Annotated in this window: 15 protein-coding genes and 1 pseudogene; 5 read left to right on the forward strand and 11 right to left on the reverse strand. The window is 71.5% G+C overall.

Annotation, left to right across the window (positions count from 1 at the left end; all coding sequences use genetic code 11):
• Nucleotides 1-2: 2 nt before the first annotated feature.
• Nucleotides 3-1007 carry an adenosyl-hopene transferase HpnH gene (hpnH, locus tag IEZ10_RS03525; protein WP_189244933.1) on the forward strand — a complete coding sequence of 335 codons (1005 nt, stop codon included), beginning with the start codon at nt 3-5 and terminating at the stop codon, nt 1005-1007.
• A 109-nt stretch (nt 1008-1116) separates the two neighbouring features.
• On the opposite strand, the gene IEZ10_RS03530 is transcribed toward hpnH, so the two are convergent.
• The gene (locus tag IEZ10_RS03530) at nt 1117-1851 is read right to left on the reverse strand and encodes an SDR family NAD(P)-dependent oxidoreductase (RefSeq protein ID WP_189244934.1); all 735 of its coding nucleotides are present in this window, start codon (nt 1849-1851) and stop codon (nt 1117-1119) included.
• 323 nt (nt 1852-2174) lie between these two features.
• Here IEZ10_RS03530 and IEZ10_RS03535 point away from each other — a divergent pair, with 323 nt between their 5' ends.
• On the forward strand, nt 2175-2819 hold the full coding sequence (locus IEZ10_RS03535; protein WP_189244935.1) for a class I SAM-dependent methyltransferase: 645 nt from the start codon (nt 2175-2177) through the stop codon (nt 2817-2819).
• 168 nt (nt 2820-2987) lie between these two features.
• Complete coding sequence (locus IEZ10_RS03540; protein ID WP_189244936.1) at nt 2988-4286, forward strand: DUF2252 domain-containing protein; 1299 nt, start codon at nt 2988-2990, stop codon at nt 4284-4286.
• Between the two features lie 122 nt (nt 4287-4408).
• On the opposite strand, the gene IEZ10_RS03545 is transcribed toward IEZ10_RS03540, so the two are convergent.
• The 6 genes and pseudogenes from IEZ10_RS03545 to IEZ10_RS03570 form a co-directional block, all read right to left on the reverse strand.
• Entirely contained in the window at nt 4409-4594 is a 186-nt protein-coding gene (locus IEZ10_RS03545) for a hypothetical protein (protein ID WP_189244937.1), read from the reverse strand.
• A gap of 82 nt (nt 4595-4676) precedes the next feature.
• Nucleotides 4677-5690, reverse strand: a complete 1014-nt coding sequence (locus tag IEZ10_RS03550; RefSeq protein WP_229810894.1) for an ABC transporter ATP-binding protein — start codon at nt 5688-5690, stop codon at nt 4677-4679.
• Nucleotides 5691-5953: 263 nt separating this feature from the next.
• Nucleotides 5954-6907, reverse strand: a pseudogene (locus tag IEZ10_RS03555) (ABC transporter ATP-binding protein); the annotation flags it as partial.
• Nucleotides 6904-7752, reverse strand: coding sequence for an ABC transporter permease (locus IEZ10_RS03560; protein WP_229810932.1), 849 nt, complete (start codon nt 7750-7752; stop codon nt 6904-6906). The pseudogene IEZ10_RS03555 and the gene IEZ10_RS03560, both read right to left, overlap by 4 nt.
• 143 nt (nt 7753-7895) lie before the next feature.
• Nucleotides 7896-8951 (reverse strand): ABC transporter permease, encoded by a 1056-nt coding sequence (locus IEZ10_RS03565; protein WP_189244940.1) that lies wholly within the window; start codon nt 8949-8951, stop codon nt 7896-7898.
• A 7-nt stretch (nt 8952-8958) separates the two neighbouring features.
• Nucleotides 8959-10815 carry an ABC transporter substrate-binding protein gene (locus tag IEZ10_RS03570; RefSeq protein WP_189244941.1) on the reverse strand — a complete coding sequence of 619 codons (1857 nt, stop codon included), beginning with the start codon at nt 10813-10815 and terminating at the stop codon, nt 8959-8961.
• A 380-nt stretch (nt 10816-11195) separates the two neighbouring features.
• On the opposite strand from IEZ10_RS03570, the gene IEZ10_RS03575 reads away from it, so the two are divergent.
• On the forward strand, nt 11196-11957 hold the full coding sequence (locus IEZ10_RS03575) for an SDR family oxidoreductase (RefSeq protein ID WP_189244942.1): 762 nt from the start codon (nt 11196-11198) through the stop codon (nt 11955-11957).
• 185 nt (nt 11958-12142) lie between these two features.
• On the opposite strand, the gene IEZ10_RS03580 is transcribed toward IEZ10_RS03575, so the two are convergent.
• Together IEZ10_RS03580 and bla are read right to left on the reverse strand one after the other, a co-directional pair.
• Nucleotides 12143-12973, reverse strand: coding sequence for an ATP-grasp domain-containing protein (locus IEZ10_RS03580; RefSeq protein WP_189244943.1), 831 nt, complete (start codon nt 12971-12973; stop codon nt 12143-12145).
• Between the two features lie 151 nt (nt 12974-13124).
• The gene (bla, locus tag IEZ10_RS03585; protein WP_189244944.1) at nt 13125-14120 is read right to left on the reverse strand and encodes a class A beta-lactamase; all 996 of its coding nucleotides are present in this window, start codon (nt 14118-14120) and stop codon (nt 13125-13127) included.
• Nucleotides 14121-14513: 393 nt separating this feature from the next.
• Between bla and IEZ10_RS03590 the strand changes: the two genes are divergently transcribed.
• On the forward strand, nt 14514-14789 hold the full coding sequence (locus tag IEZ10_RS03590; protein ID WP_189244945.1) for a heavy-metal-associated domain-containing protein: 276 nt from the start codon (nt 14514-14516) through the stop codon (nt 14787-14789).
• A gap of 179 nt (nt 14790-14968) precedes the next feature.
• Here the strand turns inward: IEZ10_RS03590 and IEZ10_RS03595 are convergent, their stop codons facing one another.
• Complete coding sequence (locus IEZ10_RS03595) at nt 14969-15175, reverse strand: DUF397 domain-containing protein (RefSeq protein WP_189244946.1); 207 nt, start codon at nt 15173-15175, stop codon at nt 14969-14971.
• Entirely contained in the window at nt 15166-15993 is an 828-nt protein-coding gene (locus IEZ10_RS03600; protein WP_189244947.1) for a helix-turn-helix domain-containing protein, read from the reverse strand. Before IEZ10_RS03600 ends, IEZ10_RS03595 begins: the two co-directional genes overlap by 10 nt.
• Between the last annotated feature and the right edge of the window lie 251 nt (nt 15994-16244).

The raw sequence follows: 16244 nt of genomic DNA on the forward strand, positions 1-16244 counted from the left end.
GGATGGCGATGCCAGTACGCCAGTGCCTGCGCATCGGCGGTTACATCCTCGGCCAGCGACTTCGCGGGCGGACGAGGTTCCCGCTCCTGCTGGAGCTGGAGCCCCTGTTCGCGTGCAACCTGGCCTGTTCGGGCTGCGGGAAGATCCAGCATCCCGCGGGGGTGCTGAAACAGCGCATGGACGTCGCGCGGGCCGTGGCCGCCGCCGAGGAGTGCGGCGCTCCCATGGTGTCGATCGCGGGCGGGGAGCCGCTGATGCACCCGCGGATCGGGGAGCTCGTCCGGGAGCTGGTCTCCCGGAAGAAGTACGTGTTCCTGTGCACCAACGCGCTGCTGATCCCGCGCAAGATCGACGAGTTCGAGCCCTCGCCGTACTTCGCCTGGACGGTCCACCTGGACGGCCTGCGCGAGCGTCACGACGAGTCCGTGTGCAAGGAGGGGGTGTTCGACGCGGCCGTCGCCGCGGTCCGGGAGTGCCGGCGGCGCGGCTTCCGGGTCACCACGAACACCACCTTCTTCAACACCGACAGCCCGCAGACCGTCATCGAGGTGCTCGACTACCTCAACGACGAGCTGAAGGTCGACCAGATGATGATCTCCCCCGGGTACGCGTACGAGAAGGCGCCCGACCAGGACCGCTTCCTCGGCGTGCGGGAGACGCGGGAGCTGTTCCGCAAGGCGTTCTCCGGCGGGAACCGGCGGCGGTGGAGGTTCAACCACACGCCCCTGTTCCTGGACTTCCTGGAGGGCAGGGCCGACTTCCCGTGCACGGCCTGGGCCATCCCGTCCTACTCGGTGTTCGGCTGGCAGCGGCCCTGCTACCTCATGGCCGACGGCTACGCGGCGACCTACCGGGAGCTGCTGGAGGAGACCGACTGGGATTCCTACGGACGGGGCCGCGACCCGCGGTGCGCCAACTGCATGGCCCACTGCGGATACGAGCCGACGGCCGTCTTCGCCACGCTGTCCTCCCTGCGGGAGTCGCTGCGTGCGCTGCGCGAGGCCTGAACCGGCCCCCGGGGCGCCACCGTTCCGCGGGCGGCGGAGGTCACCGTCGGATGTGCGGCGGCGGTCACCGTCCCGCGGGCGGCCGAGGTCACCGTCGGGTGTGCGGCGGTCACCGTTCCGCGGACAGTCCGGCGAGCGCCCGGAAGGGGCCGGGGGCCGCGCCCCTCAGCCGAGCCGGGAAGCGCAGCCAGCCGGGGACGTACGACTCGGTACGGCCGCGCTCGACGGCCGTGACGATCGCCCGGGCGACCCGCTCGGCGGGGATCGGCGCCGGCCACCGGCGGGTGTACGGCGTGCCGCGCCGTTCGAAGAACGGGGTGTCCACCACGCCGGGCAGCACGACCGACACGCCGACCCCGCGCAGCTCGTACCGGAGGCTCTCGGCGAAGCAGAGGAGGCCGGCCTTGGTCGCCGCGTACACCGCCTCCCCCGGCACGCCGACCGCCCCGGCGATCGACGCGACGAAGACGACGTGTCCCCGCCCGCGTTCCACCATGGCGGGCAGCAGGAGGCGGGTCAGCCGGATGGGGGCGGTCAGGTTGCCCGCGACCAGGCGTTCGATGGCGTCGTCCGGCATCGTCTCCAGCGGCCCGGCCCACCCGGCGCCGGCGTTGGCGACCAGGACGTCCACCGGCCCGGCCCGCCGGGCCAGGTCCGCGGCGTCCGTCACCAGGTCGCCGGCCAGCGCCCGCCCGCCGGTCCCGGCGGCGACGGCGTCCAGCCTGCCGGGGTCGCGGCCGGCCAGCACCAGGCGGGCCCCGGCCGCCGCCATGGCCCGCGCGGTCGCGGCCCCGATGCCGGACGACGCGCCGGTGATCAGCACACGGGCGCCCGCGATTCTCATGGTCACACCACCCTCGTCACCGGGGGGAGACCGGAACATCATCAACGCCGTCAACGCCGTCTCCGGCGTCCTTCCCCGCGGCGGCCCGCCGTACGCGTCGCCGCACCGGTGAGGCGCCGGAGACGTGGGGAGCGGAGCAGGGCGTGTCCGGGGCGTCCGGGGTATGGGGAGCGGAGGGGCCGAGCCGCGGCGGCGGGCGAGGGCCGGGGAGGCAGGAGGGCGGGCCGATGGCCGGAGTGAGCGAGACAGAGGCGGATCGGTGACCGGAGTGAGCGAGACAGAGGCGGATCGGTGACCGGAGTGAGCGGGACGGAGGCGGGCCGGTGAGCGGGACGGCGGTGCGGCACCCCGTCTTCGCGCGCTGTTACATCGGCGTCAGCGAGACGCTGGAGCGGCTCGGCCTGGCCGGGCGCCGCCGGGAGCTGCTGGCCGGCCTGTCCGGCCGGGTGATCGAGGTCGGGGCGGGGAACGGCCTGAACTTCGCCCACTACCCGCCGGCCGTGACCGGCGTGCTCGCCGTCGAGCCGGAGCCGGAGCTGCGCCGCCGGGCCGCGCGGGCGGCGCGCCGGGCCCCGGTCCCGGTCGAGGTGGTCGCCGGGCTGGCCGACCGGCTTCCCGCCCGGGACCGGAGCTTCGACGCCGCGGTGGCGTCGCTGGTGCTGTGCTCGCTGCCCGACCCGGTGGCCGGGCTGCGGGAGGTGCGCCGGGTGCTCGTCCCCGGCGGGCGGCTGCGCTTCCTGGAGCACGTGCGCGCCGACTCCCCCGGCCTGGCCCGCGTCCAGCGCCTGCTGGACGCGACGGTCTGGCCCCGGCTGGCGGGCGGCTGCCACACCGGCCGGGACAGCGCCGCGGCCGTCCGGGCGGCCGGGTTCACCATCACCGCGCTGGACCGGTTCGTCTTCGCCGGGGTCCCCACCCCGATCTCCGTCCTCGTTCTCGGTACGGCCTCGGCCCCGCCCGCCGGCTGACCTCCGTCCGGACCGGCACCGGATCGGAGCCGTCCCGCCGCGTCCGGCTCGTATCCCCCATCGCATCCGGCCCATTCCGGTGTCCCGGACCCGCCCGTGACCTCGTGTTTCCCGGCTGCCGACGCCCCGGGTTGGCGGGGCTTCCCCGTTCCCCCTATCGTGCGCGCCATGACCGACGATGGGCGCTCGGCCCACATCCTCGACGTGCTGGTCACCGAGTTCGGTGACGCCATGAAGCGCGACCCCGCCGCCTTCCGGCGCAAGTTCCGGAAGATGGCCGCCTCCCCCTTCGCCTTCTACCGCGGCAGCGCGGCCCTGTTCTACGCGGACATGACGGGGTCGTTCGCCGACGACGCGTTCCTCGACGAGCGGACGAGGCGGGTGTGGATCCACGGTGACCTGCACGCCGAGAACTTCGGGACCTACATGAACGCCTCGGGCGTCCTGGTCTTCAACGTCAACGACTTCGACGAGGCGTACGTCGGCCCCTACGTCTGGGATCTCAAGCGGTTCGCGGCCAGCGTCGCGCTCATCGGATACGCCAAGGCCCTGTCGGACGAGGCGATCACCGGCCTGGTGACCGGCTTCGCCCACGCCTACCTGACCGAGCTGACCGCCATCTCCGAGGGCGGGGACGACGCGATCGGCTCGCTGACCCTGGAGACCACCACCGGCGTGCTCCACCGGGTGCTGCAGCTCGCCCGGCTGAACACGCGGGTGGCGCTGCTGGACGCCGAGACCACCGTCGAGGACTTCGACCGCAGGTTCGCCGTGATGGAGGGCCGCCGCCCCGTCGACGACGAGACCCGGCAGGCGGTGGAGGCGGCCTTCCGCGACTATCTGACCACGCTGCCCGAGGTCTCGCCGGTCGAGCACAGGATCAAGGACTTCGCGCTCCGCACGGGCGTCGGCATCGGCTCGGCGGGGCTGCCGTCGTACAACATGCTGCTGGAGGGCCACACCCAGGCCCTGGAGAACGACGTCATCCTTTATATGAAGCAGGCGCAGGTCCCGGCGGTCGCCCGGTACATCACCGACGAGCGGGTGAGCGGCTACTTCAGGCACCAGGGCCACCGTACGGCCGAGTCGCAGCGGGCCCTGCAGGCGTACGCCGACCCCTGGCTCGGCCACACCACGCTGAACGGCGTGGGCCAGCTCGTGGCCGAGGTCTCCCCCTACTCCGCCGACCTCGACTGGGGCGACGTCAACGAGCCCGAGGACCTCGCCTCGGTGATCGGGGACCTGGGCCGGGCGGTGGCCCGCATGCACTCGGTGGCCGACGACGAGTCCAGCCACGACCTGGTCGACTTCTCCACCGAGGACGCGATCGTCGCGGTGATCGGCGGCGACGCCGCCGGTTTCACCGCCATGCTCGTCGGCTTCGCGCACGCCTACGGCGTGCGGGCCAGGGCCGACCACCAGCTCTTCGTGGATCTCTTCCGCAACGGCCGTCTCCCCGGCCTCTGACCGCGCCCGCGCGACCCGCCCTGGATGCTCCGGACGCTCCGGACGTCCGTACGGCGGGCCGCGCGGGCAGCCGTGCCGGGCCGTGTCCTGCCGTGCCGGGCCGAAGACCGTGCCGGGCCGTGTCAGACCTCGGTCGGCCTCTCGTAGCCCTCGGCCTCCCCGTAGACGTGCTCGTCGGGGTCGGACTCCGGCTGGCCCGCCGGGTCGGTCTCCGACGTGGTGAACTCGCCCGCGATGTCGGGCTCGGCGTACGCCTCGGGATCGTCCCGCCGGTCGGCGAGCGACCTGTTCTCCTCTGGCTGTGACATGTGTTCCCCTCCTCCTCGTGCGGGGAGGATGTGCCCGCCGGGAGCCGGTGTATGTCCCGGCGGGCTCGGAAGGGCGCGGGCGTCAGGAGCGGGCCGGGGCGGTGGCCTCCGCGTAGTGGCAGGCCACGTGGGCCTCCCCCGACGACGGCGCGGCGGGCAGGATGTCCAGGAGCTGAGACCTGCACCGCCCGTCCACCCCCGCCTCGGCCGCTGCTCCGGAGGCGAGGACCTGGCAGCGCGGGTGGAAGCGGCAGCCGCCGGGGATGCGGGTCGGGTCCGGCGGCTCGCCGCCCAGCACCACGGGCTCGGGCGACTCCGGCAGTACCGACAGCAGCGCCTGGGTGTAGGGGTGCGACGGCGAGGTCAGGATCTGCTCGACGGGCCCGGACTCGACGATCCGGCCGAGATACATCACCGCGACGCGGTCGGCGATGTTCCAGGCCAGTCCGAGGTCGTGCGTGACGACCAGCGCCGACAGGCCCAGCTCGTCGCGCAGCCGCAGCAGCAGGGCGAGGATCTCCCCGCGCACCGAGGCGTCCAGCGAGGCCACCGGCTCGTCGGCGATCAGCACCCCGGGGTCGAGGGCCAGCGCGCCGGCGATGACGACGCGCTGGCGCTGGCCGCCGGACAGCTCGTGCGGGTAGGACTGCAGGAACCGCTCGGGCGGGCGCAGCCCGGCCCGGGACAGCGCCGAGACGACCCGCTCGTGCTCGTCGGCCATGCCGTGGATGCGCGGTCCCTCGGCCACCGCCTCGTAGACGGTGTGCCGGGGGTTGAGCGACCCCATCGGGTCCTGGAGCACCAGCTGCACCTCGCGCCGGTAGGCCTTCAGGGCCCGCGAGGAGTAGTTCAGTGGGGCGCCGTCGTAGCGGACCTCACCGGAGGTGGGGCGCTCCAGCCCGAGCAGGGTGCGCGCCAGGGTCGTCTTGCCGCAGCCGGACTCGCCGACCAGGGCGACGATCTCCCGCCGGCCGACGGCGAGGTTGACCCCGTCGACCGCGCGGGCGCGCCGTCCACGCGCGTTGAACTCCACGCGCAGGTCACGGGCCTCCAGCAGGGGGGTCTCGGCGTCCGTGCCGCCGTTTCGCCCGTTCACTGGACCTCCTTCGCCGGTCGCATGACCGGAATGTCGTGCTCGACGGCGTCGGCGCCGTGCTCTCCCGCGCCGGTCTGCGTGCCGGTCTGCGTGCCGATCTCCACGCCGCCGCCTCCGCCGGTGCCGGCCGGTACGGCGTGCGCCCCGTTCGGCGGTTCCCCGGGGCCGTCCGCGCGTCCTCCGGGACTGTCCGAAAGCTCCCCGGGGCCGTCCGGGACCTCCCCGGAGCCCGCCGGCAGGTCCTCGGGCAGCGCCGGGTCCGGCAGGACGTGCACGCACGCGGCCCGGCGCCCCTCCCCGGCGGGCCACAGCTCGATCGGCCGCGACGCGCACGAGGGCAGGGCGACGTCGCAGCGCGGGTGGAAGGAGCAGCCGGACGGCAGGTGCATGGGGTCGGGCGGGTCACCGGCCAGGCCCCGGGGCGACAGCCGGGAGGCGGGGTCGCCGACCGTGGGGAAGGCCGCCGACAGCGCGCGGCTGTAGGGATGGCGGGCGTCGGCGAACACCTCCCGCGAGGGCCCGTGCTCCACCACCTGGCCCGCGTACATGACCGCCAGCCGGTCGCACATGGAGGCCAGGACCGACAGGTCGTGCGAGATCATGATCATGCTGATGCCGTGCTCGGCGATGAGCGAGCGGATCAGTGTGAGCACCTGCGCCTGGATCATCACATCCAGCGCGGTCGTCGGCTCGTCGGCGATGATCAGACGCGGCGAGCAGGCCAGCGCCATGGCGATCATCACGCGCTGGCGCTGCCCGCCCGACAGTTCGTGCGGGTAGTTGCGGCCCCGCCAGGCGGGCAGGCCGACCTGCTCCAGCAGCTCGGCGACCCTGCGCCGGGCCTGGGCGGCGGTGGCCTTGCCGTGCACCAGCAACGGCTCGGCGATCTGCTCGTCGATGCGGCGCACCGGGTTCAGGGCGTGCTGCGCCCCCTGGAAGACGACCGACGCCGACGCCCAGCGGACCGCGCGCAGCCGTCCCCACTTCATGGTGAGGACGTCCTCGCCGTCGAGCAGGATCTCGCCGGTCACCCGGGCGTCGCGGGGCAGCAGCCGCAGCAGGGCCATGGCCAGCGTCGACTTGCCCGACCCCGACTCCCCGGCGACGCCGAGGGCCTGGCCGGCCGCGAGGTCCAGGGAGACCCCCCGTACGGCCGGAACCTCGCCGGAGGCGACCCGGTAGGTCACCGAGACGTCGCGAAGCTGAAGCAGGCTCATCGGGAAACCCCCCGCAGGCGTGGGTTGAGTACGGCCTCCAGTGCCCGGCCGCACAGCGTGAACGCCATCACGACCGCGACGATGCACAGACCCGGCGCGAGGATGTACCACCAGGCGCCGGCGGTGGCGGCGCCCCAGTCGTAGGAGCCGCGCAGCAGGCCGCCCCACGACACCTGGCCGGAGGAGGCGCCGAGGAAGGCCAGCGTCGACTCGGTGACGATGGCGTGCGCCACCTGGAGGGTGGTGTTGGCCAGCACCAGCGGGGCGACGTTCGGCAGCACGTGGCGGGTCATGACGTGCCAGTGCCCGGCGCCCAGCGCGCGGGACCGCTCGATGTACGGCCTGGCCTCCACCGACAGCGTCTGCGCCCGGATCTGCCTGGCCGTGGACGCCCAGGACGTCACGCCGATCGCCACGATGATCGTGACGATGCTGCCACCGAGGATGGCCGCGAGAACCAGGGCCAGCACGAGCGAGGGCAGGACCAGGAACCAGTCGGTGATCCGCATCAGCACGGCGGAGGTCCAGCCTCGGAAGTGGCCGGCCGTGATGCCGACCACCGTGCCGATGACCATGCTGAGCAGCGCCGCCAGGAAGCCGACGAGCAGCGAGACCCGCGAGCCCCACAGCACCATCAGCAGGACCGACCGGCCCGACTCGTCGGTGCCGAACGGGAACTCCAGGCTCGGGGGTGCCATCTTCGCGCCGGTCGCCTGGGTGACGTCGAGTCCGGCGGAGTCGGTGAGCAGCGGGGTCAGGAGGGCCAGGAGGACGGCCACGATCAGGATCGCCGCGCCGTACAGTCCGGCGCGCTGGCGGCGGTACTCGCGCCAGAAGCGTGCCAGCGCGAGCCTGCGGCGGGCCCGGGCGAGGCCGGCGGTGTTGACCGCGCCGGCGGCGCCCGCCGTGCTCCCCGCGCCGGTCGTGCTCCCGCCGCCCGGGTTCCCGGTGCTCCCGGTGCTCCCCGGGTTCGCGGTGTTCGGAGTGCTCACGCCGACCTCACCCTCGGGTCCAGGACGCGGTAGGCCACGTCGGCGAGCGTGTTCATGATGATCACGGCGGTGCACACCACGATGAACGTCCCCTGCATGACGGCGAAATCAGGGCCCTTGATGGCCTCGTAGAACAGCAGGCCCAGGCCCGGCCAGGAGTAGACGGTCTCCACCGACACCGCCCCGCCGACGACGAAGCCGATGTTGATGAACACCAGCGTGATGGTCGGCAGCAGCGCGTTGGGCACCGCGTGCCGGCGGCGCACCTGGTCGTCGCGCAGGCCCTTGGCGCGGGCGGTGGTCACGTAGTCCTGGCCGATCTCGTCCAGCAGCGAGGACCGCATGACCAGCAGGTACTGGGCGTAGACCACGGCGACCAGGGTCAGGCACGGCAGCGTCAGGTGCAGGGCGACGTGCGGGATGTAGGCCAGGCCGTCGGGCGCGTCCACGCCCTCCATGCCGCGGGTGGGGAAGATCCCCGGGATCGGGCCGATGCCGGCGGCGAAGACCATCAGCAGCAGCAGGCCGAGCCAGAACGTCGGCACCGACCACAGCACGAGCGAGACGCCGGTGGACATCCGGTCGAACCGGCTGCCGTGCTTCCACGCCGCCCGGGTGCCCTGCCACAGGCCCAGGCTGACCGAGATGACCAGGCCGGTGCCGACCAGCACCAGCGTGGGACCCAGCCGCTCGCCGATGAGGTCGAGGACCGGGCGCCGGTACTCGTAGGAGGTGCCGAAGTCCAGGCGCAGGGTCCGCAGCACGAAGTCGAGGAACTGCTGCATCAGGGGCTTGTCCAGGCCCATCTGGCGGCGCAGCAGGTCGAGCTGGTCCGGGCTGAGCGGCACGTTGCGCGTGTAGGCGATCGCGGGGTCGCCGGGGATCAGCCGGAACAGGAAGAACGTCGCGACGATGACCATGCCGATGCTGAGCAGGGCCCCGCCGAGTTTCGTCAGCGCGTAGCGCAGCACCCCCCGATGGGCGCTGCGTTCCATGGCGGGGCCCGCCGCCGCGGTCGCGGCGGCGGGCTCCGTGTCGAGAGGTGCCGTCATCGAGACGCTACTCGCGGTCGTCGGTGACGGAACGGCGGCGGCGGCGGGCCAGGAAGAAGCCCAGGGCGCCGATGACCACGACGGCCACGATGCCGCCGATGATCGGGCCGGTGCTGGAGCCGCCGTCATCGGCGGAACCCGCGGCCGCCGGGGCCGGGGCGTCCAGCGAGTAGATCGGCCAGTGGCCGCTGGCGCCGTAGAAGAGGCCCTTGTCCTCCGGCATCGGGGTGATGTTGGAGATCCGGTCCTTGCGGTAGCCCTCCAGGTCGTTCTGGTAGTAGAGGGCGATCACCGGGGCGTCGGTGTAGAGCTGCTTCTCCATCTTCTTGACGATCTCGGTGCGCTTGGCGCGGTCGAGCTCGCTGAGCTGCTCCTGGTAGAGCTTCTCGTAGTCGGGGTTGCAGTAGAACGACTCGGTGCCGCCGCCGTCGCCGCTGGCCGTGGGCCTGCGGCTGCACAGGTGGGTGGCGAGGATCTCCTCGGGGTCGGGGTTGACCGACCAGCCGCTGATCGCGATGTCGAACAGGCCGGTGAAGCCGGTCTCCTCGGTGAACTTGGTCGAGTCCAGCTTCCTGGTGGTCAGCGTGATGCCGATCTGCTTGAGCCAGCCGGTGAGGTACTGGGCGAGCTTCTCCTCGACGGGCAGGTCGGTGTGGATGCTGAACCGCATCTCCAGCTTGCGCTTGCCGTCGGGCATGGTCCGGACGCCGTCCGGGCCCTTCTTGTAGCCGGCGTCGTCGAGGATCTTGTTGGCCTTGTCGATGTCGAAGGTGACCTTCTCGTCACCCTCGGCCTGCCAGAAGAAGTCCTTGTACATCGGCGGGATGATCGACCCGTCGGCGGGCACGGCCAGGCCGTTCTGCACCTGGTCGACCAGGGCCTGCTTGTCGATCGCGTAGTGGATGGCCTGGCGGACCTTCGGGTCCTTCAGCGCCGGGTGGCCGTCGCCGACCGGCTTGTCGTCGATCGTGGTGGCGCCGTGGTTGATCTGGAGGTAGGCGGCCCGGCGGCCGTTGCCGTTCCACTGCACGATGTTCGGGTCGCCCTTGAGCGCCTCGTACTGCGGGGCGTCCAGGCGGCCGATCAGGTCGATGTCGCCCTTCTTCAGGCCGGTGATGGCGGCCTCGGGGTTCTCGTAGAAGACGACGTCCAGCTCGTCGATCTTGGGCTTGCCCCGCCAGTAGTCGGGGTTGGCCTCAAGCCTGACGTAGGCGTCCTTCTTGTGCTCGACCGCGATGAAGGGGCCGCTGCCGACGATCGGGTACTGGTCGTTCTGGAACTTGCCGGGGTCGCCGGCCTTCTCCCAGACGTGCTTGGGCACGATCGGGATGGGGTTGTCCAGCATCGACGCCTGCGGCTTCTTGGTCTTGATGACCAGGGTCCGGTCGTCGGTGGCGGTGACGCTCTCGAAGTTCTCCACGGCCGGGCCGTTGCCCTGCTTGGCCGCGTCGTTCGTCATGATCGTGTTGAACGTCCACGCGACGTCCTGCGCGGTGACCGGCTGGCCGTCGGACCACTTGGTGTCGCGGATCTTGAAGGTCCACGTCAGCTTGTCGTCGGAGGTCTCCCACGACTCGGCCAGCTCGGGGCTCGGCTCCAGCGTCTTGGGGTCGGGGACCGTGAGGTAGCTGTAGATCCACCGGTGGACCGACGAGGAGACCAGCCGGACCGCCAGGAACGGGCTCATCGAGTCGACGGCCTGCGTCGCGCCGATGCGGACGATCTTCTTTCCGGCCGCGGGAGCCTTCTGCTGTACGGTCTGCGCCCGAGTGGCCTGTGTCTGCGCCTGCCCTTGCGCAGCGGGGAGTGTGGCCACCACCAGCGCCACGCCCAGCGCCGCGAGGCGCCCGCCCAATCTGGTCATCGTTTCTGTCCCACCTTCGAACCGGTGAATCGTTGTAGAAGAAGGCACACCATAGGGACGGCGCGTGTCAACGAATGGTGGAAGATTGTTTCACTCTCGTTTCCTGGCGTGATATTTCTTTTCAGTCACGGCCCGAACCCCCGGTGAGACGGGGCTTGACGGCGCACGGGTGGCTGTGGGAAGCGGCGGCGGACGGTCCGGAAAGGGCGTTCGACGAAGTCCGGAAGGGGTGCCCCGCACGGCCGGGAAGCGCACCGGAGGCGGCTCCGCGTCCTCCCGGCGCGGCCCTCACGCCGCGGCCCTCGCACCCTCCCGGCGGATCGGGAGGCGGGGCGGAGCGGCATGGACGATGAAGCCGCCGGTACGGCATGCTGCAGAACATGACTCTGTTCTCCGTGGAAGGCAAGACGGTCGTCGTCACCGGCGGCTCCCGGGGCATCGGCCGAATGATCGCGGCGGGCTTCGTGCAGGCCGGGGCCACCGTCTACATCTCCTCGCGCAAGGCCGCCGAGGCGGAGAAGACCGCCGCCGAGTTGGGTTGCGTCGCCGTACCGGCCGACCTGTCCACCGAGGACGGCGCCGCCGCGCTGACGGAGGCGGTCTCGGCGCGCGAGTCGCGGCTGGACGTTCTGGTCAACAACGCCGGCGCCACCTGGGGGGCGCCCCTTGAGGAGTATCCCGAGGCGGCCTTCGACAAGCTCTGGGGGATCAACGTCAAGGGCGTGTTCGGCCTGACCCGGCGGTTCCTGCCGCTGCTGCGCGCCGCCGCGAGCCCCGGCGACCCGGCCAGGGTGATCAACGTCGGCTCTGTGGACGGCATCCGCGTCCCGGCCATGGAGACCTACGCCTACTCGGCGACCAAGGCGGCCGTCCACATGCTGACCCGGCACCTGGCCCAGCGGCTCGCCGCCGACTCGATCACGGTCAACGCCATCGCGCCCGGGCCGTTCGAGTCGAAGATGATGGCGTTCGCGCTGAACGACCCGGCGACCCGCTCGGCGGTCGAGTCGCACGTGCCGCTCGGCCGGATCGGCACCCCCGAGGACATGGCCGGGACCGCGATCTTCCTCGCCTCGCGGGCGGGGGCCTACCTGACCGGGACGGTCATCCCGGTGGACGGCGGGATCACCGCGCACGGCTGACCCGCTCCCGCCGCCGGCGACGATGCCGAGACGAGCCCCGTACGGCGTGCGCCCCACTGCGCCGGGGCGCACGCCGTATCGGTTCCCTCCCCGGACGGCTCGCGCGCCGTACCGGCTCCTCCTCGGACGGCTCGCGCGCCACGTCGAGCCTTCCCGTCAGGACCGCGCGGGGCGCGGCGGGCGGGTCAGATCGCGTCGGCGAGGGCGCGGGCGAGGCGCTCGGCGGCGCCGGGCGCGTAGCGCAGGAACAGGTAGGGCTCGGTCAGCTCCAGCTCGATGAGGACCGGGGTCCCGTCGGCCAGGCGGACCATGTCGACGCGGGCGTAGAGCAGGTCCGGCAGCTCACCGAGCACCCGTTCGGCCAACGCGACCTGGTCGGCCGCGGGGTCGCGCAGCTCGGCCCGGCTGTTCTGCCGATCGGTGGCGGACCCGGCGGTCAGCGCCGCGCTGCGCCGTACGGCGTGGCTGAACCGGCCGCCGAAGTACACCAGCGAGGTCTCCCCCTCGGCCTCGACCATGTCCAGGTACGGCTGGACCATCGCGGTCCGGCCCTCGGCGGCGATCCGGGCGGCGTGGGCCTCGGCCTTGCCGCGGTCGCCGGTCCTGATCGTGTCGCGCGCCCCGGCCGAGACGGCGGGCTTGACCACGTACTCGTCCAGGGCCGGCAGGTCGGGCGTCTCCCCCGGCCCGACCCAGTGAGTCGGGATGAAGGGCGCGTCCAGGTCCCGCATGTAGGTCTTGTCGGTGTTGCGCTCCAGCACGGCGGCCGGGTTCAGCAGCCGGGTGACCCGCTCGACGCGACGGGCCCAGCCGAGGAACTCCTCGCGGCGGTCGATGTAGTCCCAGGGGGAACGGACCACGACGGCGTCGAAGCCGGCCCAGTCCGCCTCGGGGTCGTCCCAGCGCACGACGCGCCCGGCGATCCCGGCCTCGGCCCAGGCCGCGAGAGCGGTCTCCTTCTCGTCGTCCATCCCGTCCGGGTCGGCGAATGTCACATAGGCCGCGGAAACGCTCACTTGATGCCCCATACGTAAGTGATCAAAGAATCATATGAACATTACATAAAACGGAGCATTTCCACAGAATTGGTGACGCCTAGGCCGGAAGGCGGCAGAGACCACCGACGGGTACGGCCTGGGCCGGAAGGCTGCGTTCGCCGAGTCCGGATCAGCTCTTGGGGAGCGTGCCCAGGGCCTGGGCGACGATGGTCGCGGTGTCGGCGATGGCCTGGTTGTCGTTGGTCGCCTTGGCGGCCCGGCGGGTGGTGTAGATCGCCATGACCAGCGGGGCCTTGGCCTTCTCCGGCCAGACGACGGCGATGTCGTTCGTCGCGCCGTGGTACGAGCTCGCGCCGGTCTTGTCGCCGACGGTCCAGGTCTTGGGCAGCCCGGCGCGGATGCGCTTGTCACCGGTCTTGTTCGCGCGCAGCCATCCGTTCAGCCGCGCCCGGTCCTTGGCGTTCAGCGCGTCGCCGAGCGTCAGCTCGCGCAGGTCGGCCGCGATGGCCGCCGGGGTGGTGGTGTCCCGCTTCTCCTTGGGACTCCAGATGTTCAGCTCGGTCTCCCAGCGGTCCAGGCGGGAGATCGGGTCCTTGAGGGTGCGGAAGTACCGGGTGAGTCCGGCCGGGCCGCCGATCTGCTTCAGCAGCATGTTGCCGGCCGTGTTGTCGCTCTCGGTGATGGCCGCGTCGCACAGCTCGGCGACGGTCAGCCCGTCCTCCACGTGGTCCTCGGTGACCGGCGAGTTCTCCTTCACCTCGTCCTGCGTCCAGTGGACGACCTTGTCCATCAGACCGGGTTCGGTCGTACGGGCCTTCTGCAGCACCGCGGCGGCGGCCACCGCCTTGAATGTGGACAGCAGCGGGAAACGCTCCCCGGCCCGGTAGGTGATCTTCTTACCGGTGGCCGTGTCGACGGCGTAGACGCCGATGCGACCGTCGAACGACGCCTCCAGCGCGCGCAGCCGCCGGCCGGCCTCGGCCTGGCCGGACGGCGCGGCGGCCTGCCGGACCTGCGCCGTCGGTGCGTGGACGGCCGCGGCGGGGGTCTGGACGGCCGCCGTGGCCGTGCCCGGGCCGTAGATCGTGCCACCCGCCAGAACGGAGACGGTCAGCGCGGCGGCCTTCAACGCCGCGGGGAAACGCCGGGTGTGCAGGGGTCGCATTCCGCGTCCTTAGCTCTCGACAACAACGGAGCTGCGAGCACACCAGAGGGGATCGGTGGATGTCCAATATTCGTATGACCGCGACATCGATACCGCGATCGATATGAAAGCAGGTCAAGGCCACCACAAAGACGATCATGGATGGCCGGAGCGGCGCGGTTCCCGCGGCGTGCCCTCGGCCCATCCAGCTCCGGCAGGCGGCCCGTCCGCCGCGGACCCCGGCCCGGGAGGCGCGGAGACGGCGGGGCGGGGCCGGGACCGGGACCGGGACCGGCCGGACGGCCCTCGCCCGACCTCCTCGCGGAAGCGAACCGGGGAAGACAAACGGGGTGGGGGTATGTTACAGTCTCGCCCGAAGATACCCCCTGGGGGTACAAGAGAAGGAGGACGGACATGTGCACTGCGTGCGCGTGCGGCACGGAGACCGCTCGGACCGAGGCGCCCGCTGAGGCGGGCACGGCGGACGGCAGGACCTATTCGGTGAGCGGGATGACCTGCGGACATTGCGTCTCGTCGGTCTCCGGCGAGATCGGCAAGGTCGGCGGTGTCACCGGCGTGGCCGTCGATCTCCCCACCGGTTCGGTCACCGTCAACGGCTCGGGATTCACCGACGAGGAGATCCGCGCCGCGGTGGAGCAGGCGGGCTACGCGCTGGCGAGCCGGTCCTAGAGGGGCGGGTCCCGGAAGAAGGCGGTGGGCGTGCACCGGCATGCACGCCCACCCGCCCGAAGCCCTCGTTCATCGCCGCCTTCGGAGCCGGCCGCCGATCGGCACGGGTGGCGGCCGTCCGCTGAAGGGACGGCCACCCGTACCGGGCATCGAACACGACGACCGAACCGGAGTACGGCTCAGCGCGAGACGTCGAACTCCCCGGCCTTGACCCCACCGACGAAGGCCCGCCAACCGATGGGGCTGAAGAGCAGTTTGGGACCGTCGGGGTCCTTGCTGTCGCGGACGGCGACCACCCCGGACAGATTGGCGGCCACCTCGACGCACTGACCGCCGTTTCCGCCGGAAAGCGATGATTTTTGCCACACGGCATTACTCAGGTCCATTCCCGCCTCGCATCGTCGATCATCTTGAGGGACATGTGCTCAGGGTAGGCCCATAGCCGGATCGTTTCATAGCGCTTCCAGGTCGCCGCCACGGATTCCGGGTCCATCGTGACATGCCCCTCGGTCGAGGAGTCCACATGGACGGTATCCGGCTGTCCATGCGGAAGCTCGGCGATCATGAATGCGCCGAGAAGCCCGACAAGGCATTTCGGGTCCACTATTTGCAGGAAGATGTTCGGCCTCTGTGCGGCATCGAGAAGATGGCCGAGTTGTCCGCGCATCACCTCGGCGTCGCCCACCTGCCGACGGAGGACGCCCGCGTCGATGAGGAAGAGAAGGGAGAAGGAGTCTTGTCGCTCCAGCACTCCCTGCCGATCCATTCGGTTCTTCACCCGCTCCTCTATCTCCTCGGGGTTGGTGTGCGGCTCCTGGCTGAAGATGTGGCGGGCGTATGCCTCCGTCTGGAGGAGACCGGGCACCAGGAGCGGGTCCCAGGAGCGCAGGACCAGGGCGGTGGGCTCGATCTCCTCGGCCCAGTCGCGGAACCAGATCGGACTGCGGGACTGGGAGACGATGCTCTGGTAGATACGGGTGAACGACGAGGCGTTGGGCGGCTTGAAGAGCTGGTCCAGCCGTTCGGCGTCGGATCTCGACGGAGTGCGGGTGGCCCCTTCCAGACGGCTGATCTGGGTCTGGGTGCAACCCAGGCGGGCGGCGACGGCGGCCTGGGAGAGCTGCTCGGCCTCACGCAGCCGGCGCATCTCGGCGCCGAACCGCACGCGCGGGGAACCGGGGTCCAAAGGCGGCACGATGTCCATCGCGTTCCCTCCCGAATTAGAAAAAACGGACCTATTATTCGATCGTCGATATCTGACCCGGCATGGCTATGCCAGTCGCCGTCATCACCCGTTCTGGAACGGTCTCCCGATCCACTGATCGGCTGGCTGCGGGCAAGGCATTCTAGGCACAGAAAGTCGAGTCACAATAGCGCGACAGAGAAAGTCGCCCATCACTTCATGGAGCGGAAGGGATGGCCGGTCAATGCCGCGGCGACCTTTGGACGTTTGCC

Source organism: Streptosporangium pseudovulgare, assembly GCF_014648055.1.
GTDB classification, from domain to species: domain Bacteria; phylum Actinomycetota; class Actinomycetes; order Streptosporangiales; family Streptosporangiaceae; genus Streptosporangium; species Streptosporangium pseudovulgare.